Source organism: Ruegeria sp. B32 (genome assembly GCF_025141855.1).
Taxonomy (GTDB): Bacteria; Pseudomonadota; Alphaproteobacteria; order Rhodobacterales; family Rhodobacteraceae; genus Ruegeria; species Ruegeria arenilitoris.
The window spans coordinates 3,329,128-3,342,500 of record NZ_CP081106.1; the positions used below are offsets into that span (position 1 = coordinate 3,329,128).

Below are 13,373 nucleotides of genomic sequence, written 5' to 3' on the forward strand. Positions count from 1 at the left end.
GGTGCAACCCCTGCCGTGCCACCTTCATGAAACCACCGGGTGCGGGGCAGCAAATGCTTGATCCGCGCTGCGATGCGGGGTCTGGTAGCGACATGGATTACGAAACCATAGATGCGGACAGTTTCGGCCGCAGCCTGCGCGGGATCGGGCTGAACCTGCTGGTGCGCGACGTGCGGGCGGAATGCGCTTTTTTGGAGACTGTTTTCGGCCTGAAATCCCATCAGGTGACGGCGGATTTTGCCATCGTCACCTATGGCGATCAGGTGTTTCAACTGCATTCGGACGGCACCTATCACTCCAACCCGCTGCTGGGGCTGGTTCCTGAAACGCCCCCGCGCGGTGGCGGGATCGAGATCCACCTCTACGACACCGACCCGGACGAGACGGCGGAGCGCGCCAGGTCCACGGGCGCGGTCGTGCTGCAGGAGCCGACCGACAAGCCCCATGGCCTGCGCGAGACCTATATTTTGTGCGAGAACGGCTATGCCTGGGTTGCCAGCCGCCCCAAAGACGGCTGAAAGTCAGGCGCGGTGTTGCTCGGCCGCGATTTCCGCCCTGATCCACTCGGCAAAGGCCACGGCACCCGGCGTCTCCTCGGCCTGGGGCGACAGCAGCAGGTAATAGGCTTCGGGCATCGGCGCGCGATGTTCAAAGGGTGCGATCAGGCGGCCTTCGTCCAGCAGGCGCTTTGCGATGGTGTCATGGGCCAGGCACAGCCCGCCGCCGGCCATCGCGACGGACAGGCCGACCATATAGGTCGTGGCATAGGTAATCGGCGAATTTTCCCAGTTTAGGCCCTGATCTTCGGCCCAGCTGGCCCAGTTCGACAGCAGGTTTGAGCAATCATACAGCGGTTGCTGCTGAAGGGTTTCCAGCGTGACCGGATAGTCGGGGGCACAGACGGGGTAGTAGTGATCGCTGCGCAAAAGCTCGGTGCGGACCGTGTCGGCCGGGCGCAGGGAATAGCGGATCTCGACCGCCGCGCCTTCGGCCATCTCGCGCGGCTCCCACAACTCGGTGAAGATGTTCAGGTGAACATCGGGGTGCAGCGCACGGAACGCGGGCAGGCGGGGGGCCAGCCAGTTCACCGAAAAGGTGATGTTGCACTGCACCTGTACGGTATTTTCCTGCTGCCCGGTTACGGCCTGGGTGCCGCGCACCAGCGTCCGGAACGCTTCGCGTACCACGGGCAGATAGGTGATTCCAGCCTCGGTCAGTTCCAATGCGCGGGGGCGGCGGTGAAACAGGGGCTGGCCCAGATAGCCCTCGAGCGATTTGATCTGCTGGCTGACGGCGCTTTGCGTCATGTTCAGATCGCGCGCCGCGCCGGTGAAGGACAGGTGGCGGGCGGCGGCCTCGAACGTGCGCAGCCAGCCAAGCGGGGGAAGGGGAGTCCGGGGTTTCATAATCCAATCATAAGTTCAGCTAATGCCAAAACGCCAATTTTTTCGTTGGTCAAGTGCGCCCCGGCCCGGCACGGTTTTCACCAGCCACCTGTCCAAGCCGAATGGAGCCCCCGGATGAGCGTCACCAGTCTGAAACCGAATATCGACCATTGGCAGGAGCGCGTGGACATGGCCGCCGCATTCCGTTGGACCGAGCGGTTGAACATGCACGAAGCGGTCGCCAATCACTTCAGCCTTGCCGTGAACGAGGACGGCACGCAGTTCATTATGAACCCGAACCAGATGCATTTCGCGCGCATCCGTGCCTCGGACCTGCTGCTGCTGGACGCCAACGATCCCGACACGATGCGCAAGCCGGGCGCACCGGATCCCACTGCATGGGGGCTGCATGGTTCGATTCACCGGAAATGCCCGCATGCGCGTTGCGTGATGCATGTGCATTCGATCTTTGCGACCGTCCTGGCCTCCTTGGCCGACAGCAACCTGCCGCCGATCGACCAGAACACTGCAACCTTTTTCAACCGCTATGTCATTGATGACGAATTCGGCGGTTTGGCCTTTGAAAGCGAGGGTGAGCGTTGCGCGACAATGCTGCAGGACCCGAAAAAGAAGGTCATGATCATGGGCAACCACGGTGTGCTGGTGATTGGCAACAATGCAGCGGATGCCTTTAACAGACTCTATTATTTCGAGCGCGCCGCCGAGACCTATGTACGCGCCCTTCAGACGGGCCGGCCGTTGCGGGTGCTTTCGGACGAGATCGCCGAAAAGACCGCGCAGGAGCTGGATGACTACCCGGGGCAGGCCGAGGCGCATCTGCGCGAAATAAAGGCCGTTCTGGATGCGGAAGGCTCGGACTACGCCACCTAGAGGGTTTTGTGATGACCGATGCCCCGCATGATCCCGAAGCCGCCCGCTGGCACTATCGGCCGTCTGACCCTGTGGCGTTGAACCCTTTGTTCAGCTGGCCACCGCGCCCGATGGCGGTTGTGCAATGGTACAGCGGTGCGTGGTTGCAGATCACAGCGCTGACCCTGTGCCTTGTGCTGGCGCTGACGGCTTATGCGCTGTTCCTGCCGCCGCTCGAAGCGATGCAGAGCTTTGCGCCCGGCTGGATGTTCCGCATCTGGCTGCTGAACATGGTGCCTCAGATCCTTGTTGCGGGTGGGCTGCATTGGTGGCTCTACATGCGCAAGGGGCAGGGTATGTACAAAAAGTTCGATCGCCGCGACCTGACCCGCGACAACGGAACCTTCACCTTCCGCAATCAGGTCCGGGACAACATCTGGTGGACCCTGGGCAGCGCCATGACGGTGGCGACCGTCTATCAATGGGTGATCTACTGGGCGATGGCCAACGGGTATGCGCCAACGGTCACTTGGGCCAGCGCGCAGGTCTGGTGCGTGGTCTGGATGCTGTTCATCCCGATGTGGTCGGGTCTGCATTTCTATTGGGTGCACCGGCTGGAGCATCACCCGAAACTGTACAAGCATGTGCACGCCGTTCATCACCGCAACGTCAATGTTGGGCCGTGGTCGGGCATCTCGAACCACTGGTACGAGAACCTGCTGTACTTCACGACCTATTTCATCCACCTGATCGTGCCCTCAAACCCGTTGCATCTGCTGTTCCATGTCTATTTCCAGCAGATCAGCCCGGTCCTGTCCCATTCGGGGTTCGAGAAGCTGAAAGCGGGAGATACGGATGCCGCACGGGCAGGCGATTTCTTTCACCAGCTGCACCACCGGTATTTCGAGTGCAACTACGGCACGTCCGAGATTCCGTTCGACAAATGGTTCGGCACCTACCATGACGGGTCGGCCGAGGCGACGACGCGGACGCGGGCCTACAAGAAACAGATGTATACCTAGCGGGCCCGGCTGCGCAGGGCACGCGGACTGAGACCGAACTCGGTCCTAAAGGCGCGGGTCAACGCGCTGGGATCCTCATAGCCCGCGCGCAGAGCGATCTCGGCGATACTCAGGTCGGTTTCCCCGATCAGCTTGCGCGCAAGGTTCAGACGCAACCGACGATAGACCTTGGCCGGCCCGGCCCCCAGGTCCGCCCGCATCCGGGATTCCAGCGCCTTTTGAGACCGGCCCACGCGCCGGGCGATCTCGGGGATCGTCAGAGGGGTCTCGAGATTTTCCTGCATCAGCGCCAACGCCTTGTTGACATGCGAGCTGGCCGAGCCTGCACCGCCGGAATGTGACCGGGCGGAGTCGCGCGTCATGAAAAGCTGCGCGACTTCCAGTGCCAGCGCCTGACCGTGATCCTGCCCGATCAGGTGCATCACCAGATCAAAGGCAGCCATGGCGCCCGAGCAAGTGATGCGGTCACCGTCGATGACATAGCGCTCGCGGCAGGTCTCGACTTCGGGGAATCGCTCGGTGAACGCGGTCAGTTCCTCCCAATGGATCGTGGCGCGGTGGCCCTTCAGCAATCCGGCCTGGGCCAACAGCCAACTGCCGGTGTCCAGCCCGGCGAGGGTACGAAAGCGCCGCGTTGCCGCACGCAACCCCGCCTGGGTGCGCCAACCACCATGTGCCTGAAACCCGTAGGAGGGCATAACCAGCAGCATATCCCCACCCGCATCCGTAAGCGCCGCATGGGGTGCCACCTGCAACCCTGAGGATGACGTGACCGGCCTCGGATCCAGTGACAGGAATTGCCAGTCATACAGTCGCTGCCCCGACAACGTGTTGGCCGCGCGCAGCGGCTCGACCGTGTTGGCCAGGCAATGGTTCGAGAACCCGTCGAACAGCAGCACCCCGAATCGCTGCGGTGCGGCGGGTGATTTGGTCCATTTCTGCATGATTGAAGTCTAGTTCTGCATTATTGTGGCGGCAAGCCGCGTCAGGATTATCGCACGCCCAGAAACCGGAGACCCGCGATGCAATATGGCCTGACCGACGAGCAGGAGATGATCGTCTCGACCGTCCGCAGCTTTGTGGAAAAAGAGATCTATCCCCACGAAGAGCTGGTCGAACGCACCGGCGAGGTGCCGAAAGAGATCGCCGACGAGATCAAGCGCAAGACGATCGAGCTGGGATTCTACGCCTGCAATTTCCCCGAAAGCGTGGGCTGCGCCGGGTTGAACCACCTGGAATTCGGGCTGGTCGAGCGCGAGTTGGGGCGCGGGTCGATGGCACTGACCCATTTCTTCGGGCGGCCGCAGAACATCCTGATGGCCTGTCAGAGGGATCAGATCGAACGCTATCTGATGCCCGCCGTGCGCGGCGAGAAGATGGATGCGCTGGCGATGACCGAACCGGGCGCGGGCTCGGATGTGCGGGGCATGAAATGTTCGGCCGTACGTGATGGCGGCGACTGGGTGGTGAACGGTACCAAGCATTTCATCTCGGGCGCGGAACATGCCGATTTCGTCATCGTCTTCATCGCCACGGGCGAGGATCAGACGCCGAAAGGCCCCAAAAAGCGCATCACCGCCTTTCTGGTCGATCGCGGCACGCCGGGCTTCACCATCCGCGACGGCTACAAGTCGGTCAGTCATCGCGGCTACAAGAACATGGTGCTGGAATTCGACGACTGCCGCCTGCCCGATGCGCAGGTGCTGGGCGAGGTCGATGGCGGGTTCGAGGTGATGAACACATGGCTCTATGCCACCCGCATCACCGTGGCGGCCATGTGCGTGGGCCGGGCGCGGCGGGCTTTCGACTATGCGCTGGACTATGCCGCCACGCGCGAACAGTTCGGCCAGAAGATCGGCAAGTTCCAGGGCGTCAGCTTTCAGATCGCCGACATGATCACCGAGATCGACGCCGCCGACCTGTTGACGCTGGCCGCCGCCGACCGGCTGGACAAGGGCCTGCCCGCCAACCGCGAGATCGCCTCGGCCAAGCTCTATGCCTCGGAGATGCTGGCGCGGGTCACCGATGCGGCGATCCAGGTGCATGGCGGGATGGGGCTGATGGATGATTATCCGCTGGAACGCTTCTGGCGCGATGCGCGGGTGGAACGGATCTGGGACGGCACCAGCGAGATCCAGCGCCACATCATCAGCCGCGACCTGCTGCGCGCGTTGGGGGCATGAACATGGCGCCGGGCCTGAACGGCGCGGCGGACGCGCTCGCGCCGGGGAAGCTGTCCGCGCTGAGGCGGATGCTGGGGTTTCGTTCGCTGGCGGTGATCGGCGGGGGCGCATGGTGCGCCGAGGTCATCCACCAGGTGCGAAAACTGGGGTTCACCGGCCCTGTCTGGCCGGTGCATCCCAAGGCCGATGAGGTGGCGGGCGAGCGCGTCTTTGCCACGATCGAAGACCTGCCCCAAGCGCCCGACGCGGCCTTTGTCGGCATCAACCGCCGCGCCACCATCCAGGCGGTCGAGGTTCTGGCCCGCATTGGCGCGGGCGGGGCGGTATGTTTCGCCTCGGGCTTTACCGAGGCGCGGGCCGAGGACGCCGATGGGGCCGATCTGCAGGCGCAACTGGTCGCCGCGGCAGGGGACATGCCGATCCTCGGCCCCAACTGTTACGGCTTCGTCAACGGGCTGGACCGGGTGGCGATCTGGCCCGACCAGCACGGGATGCGCCCGGTGGAAAGGGGCGTTGCGATCCTGACGCAAAGCTCGAACATCGCCATCAACATGACCATGCAGCGCCGGGCGCTGCCGCTGGCCTTCATGCTGACCTGCGGGAATCAGGCGCAAACCCATCAGGCCGAGATCGCCATGGCGCTGTTGGATGATGACCGGATCACTGCGATTGGCGTGCATGTCGAAGGCTTCGGCGATCTGCGCAAATGGGAGGCGCTGGCGACAAAGGCGCGAGAACGCGGCATTCCAGTCGTGGCGCTCAAGGTCGGCCGGTCGGAACAGGCGCAGGCGGCGACCATTTCGCACACCGCCTCGCTGGCGGGGGGCGATGCCGGGGCGCAGGCGTTTCTGGACCGGCTGGGAATCGCGCGGCTGAACGACGTGCCCGAGTTTCTGGAAACACTGAAACTGTTGCATGTCACCGGGCCGTTGGACGGGACCGGAGTGGCAACGATCAGCTGTTCCGGTGGCGAGGCCAGCCTGGCCGCCGACATGGCCGAAGGAACCGGCCTGCACTTTCCGCCGCTGACCGCGGATCAGGTTTCGGGCCTGCGCGCGGCGCTGGGGCCGATGGTGGCGCTGGCCAATCCGCTGGATTACCACACATATATCTGGCGCGACGCTGACGCGATGGCGCGGGCTTGGTCGGCGATGACGGGGCCGCATGTAGCGATGACGATCTCGATCGTTGACTACCCTCACACCGATGCCACCGATTGGGACTGCGCCACCCGCGCGGCGTTGACTTGCGCTCGCGAAACCGGCCGTCCCTTTGCCGTGGCCGCGACCTTGCCGGAACTGATGCCCGAGGGCGTGGCCAAGCGGTTGATGGCGGGCGGTGTCGTGCCCTTTGGCGGGCTGCGCGAGGCGCTGGCGGCGACACGCGCTGCAGCACGCCCGCGTCCCGAACCGCAGGAGCCGGTCCTGCTGCCCGCCGCCAATGCGGCCACAACCAATCTGACTGAGGCCCAGGCCAAGGCCGAACTGGCCGCCCACGACGTGCCGGTTCCCTGCTCGGTCGTCGCGCAGGCGGATCGGGCGGAAAAGGCGGTGGACGGTCTGAGCGGACCCTTCGCGGTGAAAGGCGTTGGCCTGGCGCACAAATCCGAACATGGCGCGGTGCGGCTGGGCGTTTCTGCACAAGAGCTGGCCGAGATCGCGATATCAATCGGCACCGATGAGGTCCTGATCGAGGAAATGGCCCCGGCCGGGGTGGTCGAGCTGTTGATCGGCGTCACCCGCGACCCGGCGCATGGTTATGTCCTGACCCTTGGGGCGGGCGGGGTTCTGACCGAGATCTTGCGCGACTCCACCTCGATCCTGATCCCGTCCACGCCGTCTGCGGTCCGCGGCGCGCTGGGCAAGCTGGCCTGCGCGCCCGTGTTGAGCGGATATCGGGGCAAGCCCGGCGTGGATATCGATGCGGTCGTGCGGGTGGTCATGGCGGTGCAGAACTACGTCATTGCCAACGCGGCGGTCGTGGACGAAGTTGAAATCAACCCTCTCATCTGCGCGGCCGACGGTGTGGTCGCCGTTGATGCCCTGATCCGAAAGGCATGTTCATGAACCCAATCAAGACCTACCGCGATGGTGCAATCCTTCAGGTCACGTTTGACCGGCCCAAGGCGAATGCCATCGATCTGGCCACCAGCCGCGTCATGGGCGAGGTCTTCCGCGACTTCCGCGATGATCCCGACCTGCGGGTGGCGATCCTGACGGGGGGCGGCGAGAAGTTCTTCTGCCCAGGCTGGGACCTGAAGGCCGCAGCCGAAGGCGATGCGGTGGACGGCGATTACGGCGTTGGCGGGTTCGGCGGCCTGCAGGAGTTGCGCGACATGAACAAGCCGGTGATCGCCGCCGTGAACGGGATTGCCTGCGGCGGCGGGCTGGAGCTGGCCCTGAGCGCCGACATGATTCTGGCCGCCGATCACGCCACTTTTGCCCTGCCGGAAATCCGCTCGGGCACGGTGGCGGACGCGGCCAGCGTCAAGCTTCCCAAGCGCATCCCCTATCACATTGCGATGGAACTGCTGCTGACCGGCCGCTGGTTCGACGCCGAAGAGGCGCATCGCTGGGGGCTAGTCAACGAGATCGTCCCGGCTGACCAGTTGATGGACCGGGCATGGGAGCTGGCGCGCCTGCTGGCAAGCGGCCCGCCGCTGGTCTATGCCGCGATCAAGGAGATCGTGCGCGAGGCCGAAGATTCCAAGTTCCAGGACATCATGAACCGTATTACCAAGCGGCAACTGCGGACGGTCGATGTGCTCTATGGCTCCGAGGACAATCTGGAAGGCGCCCGCGCCTTCGCCGAAAAGCGTGACCCGGTCTGGAAAGGCCGCTGAGGCGGTTCAGGTTTTCTCGAACAGGGCGATCAGCGCGGTGTCGTCCTTGTTGGGGCCGGCGGCCAGATCGCCATAGATGCGGACCGGGGTCAGGGTCAGATGTTCGATCCGGCCCTCGGCCTGCAGGTTGTCGAAGGCGGTTGCGAATCCCAGCGCCTCGAAGTGTTTGGCGTTGATCGACAGGGCGAATTGCGCCCCGGGCCGGGCCACCCGCAGCAGGGCGGGCAGCACCTCGGGGCCAAGATGGCCGTGGGTGAAGGTGCCCGACGACACGATGCCCGAATAGCTTTCGCGCGGAACCGGGATGCCCTCGTTCAGGTCGGCCTCGATCGCGTCGCGGTAGATGTCCTTGCGCATCGCCTTGTCCAGCATCTCGGCACTGATGTCGGTGGCATCGATCGGCCCCACACCCAGATCGGCCAGAACCGCGCCGCACAGGCCGGTTCCCGCGCCCACATCCAGCACCGGACCCTGTCCCCCGGCGCCGACAAAAGCGCGGGCGGTGTGAATATGCAGCTGGTAATCCTCGCGCGCGGCGAATCCGCGATCGTAATCTCCGGCCCATTCGGCATAGAGCCGTTTGTTGTCTGCCGGAGTTTTCAGCGCATAGGCCGCGTGCAGGCTGGGTTTGTCATCACTCATGACACCATGAAGGCGCAGGCGGGGATTCGAATCAAGTGCGGCCATCCGGCGCTTGCATCCCGCCCGCGGCGCGATCATCAAGGGACCATGACTGGAACGCTTTTTTCATTCGGGCACGGCTATACTGCCCGCGCCCTGTCGCGCCGGCTGGCCCCCAAGGGTTGGCGCATCGTCGGAACCACCCGCGATGCCGCCGAGAAGGACGCCATCCGCGCCGCCGAGGCCGAACCGTTGGTCTGGCCGGGCGAGGCCCCCGATCTGGACGGGGTCACGCATCTGCTGATTTCGACCGCGCCCACGGCCAAGGGAGATCCGGTTCTGGCCGCCCTGCGGGATGAGATCGCCGCGCGCGCCGGGCAGTTCGACTGGGTCGGGTACCTGTCGACCACCGCCGTCTATGGCGACCACCAGGGGGGCTGGGTGGATGAAACCACGCCGGCGACGCCGACGGCCGAGCGCGGGCGCTGGCGGTTGCAGGCCGAGCAGGACTGGGCCGCGATCCCCGGCCTGCCGCTGCACATCTTTCGCCTTGCGGGCATCTACGGGCCGGGGCGGGGGCCGTTTTCCAAGCTGAAGAAAGGCGGGCTGCGGCGGATCATCAAGCCGGGGCAGGTGTTTTCTCGTATTCATGTTGAGGATATCGCGCAGGTGCTCGAGGCGTCGATGCGCCGTCCCGATCCGGGCGCGATCTACAATGTCTGCGACGACGAACCGGTGCCGCCGCAGGACGTGATCGGCTATGCCGCGCAGCTTCAGGGGTTGCCGCTGCCGCCTGCGGTGGATTTCGACACGGCCGACCTGACGCCGATGGCCCGCAGCTTCTACAACGAGAACAAGCGCGTTCGGAACGACCGGATCAAGACCGATCTGGGCGTGACGCTGAAATACCCCAACTACCGGGTGGGCCTTGAGGCGCTGCACGCGGATCAGACGCTGAACGGCGACTGATCAGACCACATCCGCCAGGATCATGTCGGCAGCCTTTTCCGCAATCATGATCGTGGGCGCGTTGGTGTTGCCCGAGACCAGCGTCGGCATGACCGAGGCATCGACCACCCGCAGCCCCTGCAGCCCCCGCACGCGCAGCTGCGGATCGACCACCGCCATGTCGTCCACCCCCATCTTGCAGGTGCCCACGGGGTGATAGATCGTATCGGCCCGCGCGCGGATATGGCCTTCCCAATCCGGGTCGGTCCGGGCGGTGTCGGTGCCGAACATTTCCTTGTGGCGGTATTTGGCGAGGGCCGGTGCCTCGAGGATTTCGCGCGTCATCCGCGCGCCCTTGATCATCGTGTCCAGATCGCGCGGGTCGGACAGATAGGCCGGGTCGATCGCCGGGGCGGCAAAGGGGTCGGCGCTGTGCAGCGAAACGGTACCGCGGCTTTCGGGGCGCAGTTTGCAGATATGGCAGCTGAACCCATAGCCCAAGTGCAGCTTGCGCGCGTGGTCGTCCACCAGCGCGATGGTGAAATGCAGCTGGATGTCGGGGCGGTCCAGATCGCGAGAGGTCTTCAGAAAGGCCGCGCCTTCCGCAAAAGGGGTGGCCGCCATCGACACCCCGGTCTTGCGCCACCGCATGAGGTGTTTGATCAGCCCCACCGTACCGGCGGCGCCGATGCCGAAATTGTCGGTGTCCTTTGTCTTGTAGGCCAGGATGAAATCCAGGTGATCCTGCAGGTTTTTGCCCACGCCCGGCAGCGCGTGGCGGACGGCGATTCCATGCGGGCTCAGGTCCTCGGGGTCGCCGATGCCCGACAGCTGCAGCAGTTGCGGCGATTTCAGCGCGCCCGAGCAGACCAGAATCTCGCGCGCGGCGGTGACAGTAAGGTCGGTGCCCTTGCCGCCCTGGCGGTAGATCACGCCCGTGGCGCGGTGGCCGTCAAAGGTGATCTCGCGCGCCTGTGCCCCGGTGATGACCGTCAGGTTGGGCCGGTCCATGACTGGAAACAGATAGGCCGCGGCGGCCGAGCACCGCTCGCCGTTTTTGGCGGGGTCGTGGAACTGGGTGACCTGGTACAGCCCCGCGCCTTCGTTGTCGCCGCGATTGAAATCGTCGGTCACCTTGTGTTGCAACTGGGCGGCGGCCTCGACGAAGGCGCGCGTGATCGGGCGTTCTTCTTTCTGATCGGACACCTGAAGCGGGCCGTCGGCGCCATGCAGGTCATCCGCGCCGCGCTCGTTGTTCTCGGACCGTTTGAAATAGGGCAGAACGCTGTCCCAGTCCCAGCCCTCGCAGCCCAGATCGGCCCAGCCGTCATAATCCTGCCGCTGTCCGCGCACATAGAGCATCGCGTTGATCGCGCTGGACCCGCCCAGGGCCCGGCCGCGCGGCTGATAGCCCGTGCGCCCATTCAACCCCGGTTGCGACACCGTTTCAAAGGCCCAGTTGTTGATCTTGGGTCGCCCCGGCAGCATGGCGACCACAGCGGCAGGCATCCGCACCAGAATGCTGTTCCCGCCCCCGCCCGCCTCGAGCAGGCAGACCCGCGTGCCCGGATTGGCGCTCAGACGGTTGGCCAGCACACATCCCGCGGACCCTCCGCCGACGATGACGTAGTCGAATTGCATGGCGATCCTCCCCTGTGGCCCGCGCGGTGTCGCGCGTCACGGCCCGCAGTTTGAAGCACCGGCGGCAAAACGCAATCGGGGCGGCGGGGAACGCCGCGTCATGTGGATGGGGATCGGTTTGAAAGATCACGGTAGAGCCATAATCAATACCTATCAAATCAATCCGAAAACAAAATTTTTTCTCATGACAGGGATTTGCTATGACTCGGGGTATTCCAGCGGACTGCGGTCCGCCCCTTTTTGACGTGCCATACGCACGGTTGCCTCGCAAACAGACAGACACCAGCCAGGATCGGAGATTAAGATGGACGGAAGCGACAACCCCAACACGGGCAAATGCCCCATCATGCACGGCGCCGGAACCCGATCGAACCGGGACTGGTGGCCCAACCAGCTGAACCTGGCGATCCTGCACCAGCACCAGCCGGCCGGCAATCCGCTGGGGGCCGATTTCAACTATGCCGACGCGTTCAAGAAGATCGACTATGACGCGTTGAAACAGGACTTGTATGACCTGATGACGGATTCGCAGGATTGGTGGCCGGCGGATTACGGCCATTATGGCGGTCTGTTCATCCGCATGGCCTGGCACAGCGCCGGCACCTACCGGACGGCTGACGGGCGGGGCGGCGCCTCGACCGGGAACCAGCGGTTCGCGCCGCTCAACAGCTGGCCGGACAACGGCAACCTCGACAAGGCCCGTCGTCTGCTGTGGCCGATCAAGCAGAAATACGGCAACCAGATTTCGTGGGCCGACCTGATGATTCTGGCCGGCAACTGCGCCATTGAATCGATGGGCGGCAAGACCTTCGGCTTTGCCGGCGGCCGGGAAGATATCTGGGCGCCCGAGGAGGACATCTATTGGGGTGCCGAGACCGAATGGCTGGCCCCGACCGAAAACCCGCACAGCCGCTACTCGGGCGAGCGCGATCTGGAAGATCCGCTGGCCGCCGTGCAGATGGGCCTGATCTATGTGAACCCCGAAGGCCCGGACGGAGAGCCGGACGTGCTGGCCTCGGGCCGTGACATCCGCGACACCTTTGCCCGGATGGCAATGAACGATGAAGAGACCGTCGCACTGGTTGCCGGTGGCCACACATTCGGCAAGGCGCATGGTGCCGGGGACCCGGCGCTGGTCGGCCCCGAACCCGAGGCCGCGCCGATCGAAGAGATGGGCTTTGGCTGGATCAACAAGTTCGGCACAGGCAAGGGTGACGATACCACGACCAGCGGAATCGAGGGCGCCTGGACCGCGAACCCGATCAAGTGGGACAATGGCTATTTCGACCTTTTGTTCGGTTATGACTGGAACCTGACCAAAAGCCCTGCCGGAGCGTGGATCTGGGAGCCGGTCGGCGTCAAGGAAGAGGACATGGCACCAGCTGCGCATGATCCGTCGAAAAAGGTCAAGACGATGATGACCACCGCCGACATGGCGATGCGCATGGATCCGATCTATGGGCCGATCTCGAAGCGGTTCCACGAAAACCCCGACGAGTTCGCCGACGCCTTCGCTCGCGCTTGGTTCAAGCTGACCCATCGCGATATGGGGCCAAAGGCGCGCTACATCGGCCCCGAGGCGCCGGCCGAGGAGCTCATCTGGCAGGACAACGTGCCGGCGGTGGACCATGATCTGATCGATGCCGCGGACGTGGCCGACCTGAAAGCCCGGCTGCTGGCTTGCGGCCTGTCGGTGTCGGAACTGGTCGGGACGGCATGGGCCTCGGCTTCGACCTTCCGCGGCTCGGACAAGCGCGGTGGCGCCAACGGTGCCCGCATCCGGCTAGCGCCCCAGAAGGACTGGGACGTCAACGAGCCCGAGAAACTGTCCAAGGCGCTGGATGCTCTGGCGGCAGTGCGA

12 protein-coding genes (1 of these 12 running past the window's edge) are annotated in these 13,373 nt (G+C 64.4%); 8 read left to right on the plus strand and 4 right to left on the minus strand.

The window, feature by feature from the left end; all coding sequences use genetic code 11:
- Positions 1-92 precede the first annotated feature (92 nt).
- A complete protein-coding gene (locus K3752_RS16840) occupies positions 93-518 on the plus strand; it encodes a glyoxalase/bleomycin resistance/extradiol dioxygenase family protein (RefSeq protein WP_260066351.1) in 426 nt (141 codons plus the stop codon).
- 3 nt (positions 519-521) lie between these two features.
- On the opposite strand, the gene K3752_RS16845 is transcribed toward K3752_RS16840, so the two are convergent.
- Positions 522-1,406, minus strand: coding sequence for a LysR substrate-binding domain-containing protein (locus K3752_RS16845; RefSeq protein WP_260063867.1), 885 nt, complete (start codon positions 1,404-1,406; stop codon positions 522-524).
- 114 nt (positions 1,407-1,520) lie between these two features.
- Here K3752_RS16845 and K3752_RS16850 point away from each other — a divergent pair, with 114 nt between their 5' ends.
- Positions 1,521-2,276: a class II aldolase and adducin N-terminal domain-containing protein gene (locus K3752_RS16850; protein WP_260063868.1), complete on the plus strand. Its 756-nt coding sequence runs from the start codon at positions 1,521-1,523 to the stop codon at positions 2,274-2,276.
- Positions 2,277-2,287: 11 nt separating this feature from the next.
- A complete protein-coding gene (locus K3752_RS16855; protein ID WP_260063869.1) occupies positions 2,288-3,277 on the plus strand; it encodes a sterol desaturase family protein in 990 nt (329 codons plus the stop codon).
- On the opposite strand, the gene K3752_RS16860 is transcribed toward K3752_RS16855, so the two are convergent.
- On the minus strand, positions 3,274-4,221 hold the full coding sequence (locus tag K3752_RS16860; protein ID WP_260063870.1) for a GlxA family transcriptional regulator: 948 nt from the start codon (positions 4,219-4,221) through the stop codon (positions 3,274-3,276). The two genes, K3752_RS16855 and K3752_RS16860, sit on opposite strands and share 4 nt — an antisense overlap.
- A 78-nt stretch (positions 4,222-4,299) precedes the next feature.
- Here K3752_RS16860 and K3752_RS16865 point away from each other — a divergent pair, with 78 nt between their 5' ends.
- From K3752_RS16865 to K3752_RS16875, 3 genes are read left to right on the plus strand one after another with little or no spacing between them, the layout of a single operon-like run.
- Positions 4,300-5,460: an acyl-CoA dehydrogenase family protein gene (locus K3752_RS16865; protein ID WP_260063871.1), complete on the plus strand. Its 1,161-nt coding sequence runs from the start codon at positions 4,300-4,302 to the stop codon at positions 5,458-5,460.
- A gap of 2 nt (positions 5,461-5,462) precedes the next feature.
- Positions 5,463-7,526, plus strand: a complete 2,064-nt coding sequence (locus K3752_RS16870) for an acetate--CoA ligase family protein (protein ID WP_260066353.1) — start codon at positions 5,463-5,465, stop codon at positions 7,524-7,526.
- Positions 7,523-8,302, plus strand: a complete 780-nt coding sequence (locus K3752_RS16875) for a carnitinyl-CoA dehydratase (RefSeq protein ID WP_260063872.1) — start codon at positions 7,523-7,525, stop codon at positions 8,300-8,302. The genes K3752_RS16870 and K3752_RS16875 overlap by 4 nt, the downstream gene beginning before the upstream one ends.
- 6 nt (positions 8,303-8,308) lie before the next feature.
- Here the strand turns inward: K3752_RS16875 and K3752_RS16880 are convergent, their stop codons facing one another.
- On the minus strand, positions 8,309-8,944 hold the full coding sequence (locus K3752_RS16880; RefSeq protein ID WP_260063873.1) for a class I SAM-dependent methyltransferase: 636 nt from the start codon (positions 8,942-8,944) through the stop codon (positions 8,309-8,311).
- A gap of 87 nt (positions 8,945-9,031) precedes the next feature.
- Here K3752_RS16880 and K3752_RS16885 point away from each other — a divergent pair, with 87 nt between their 5' ends.
- Complete coding sequence (locus K3752_RS16885; RefSeq protein WP_260063874.1) at positions 9,032-9,892, plus strand: SDR family oxidoreductase; 861 nt, start codon at positions 9,032-9,034, stop codon at positions 9,890-9,892.
- On the opposite strand, the gene K3752_RS16890 is transcribed toward K3752_RS16885, so the two are convergent.
- A complete protein-coding gene (locus K3752_RS16890; RefSeq protein WP_260063875.1) occupies positions 9,893-11,512 on the minus strand; it encodes a GMC family oxidoreductase in 1,620 nt (539 codons plus the stop codon).
- Positions 11,513-11,816: 304 nt separating this feature from the next.
- On the opposite strand from K3752_RS16890, the gene katG reads away from it, so the two are divergent.
- On the plus strand, positions 11,817-13,373 hold the 5' portion of the coding sequence (gene katG / locus K3752_RS16895) for a catalase/peroxidase HPI (RefSeq protein WP_170459372.1). Its footprint extends 651 nt past the window's final position; only the first 1,557 of its 2,208 coding nucleotides appear in the window; the start codon lies at positions 11,817-11,819; its stop codon lies off the right edge, out of view.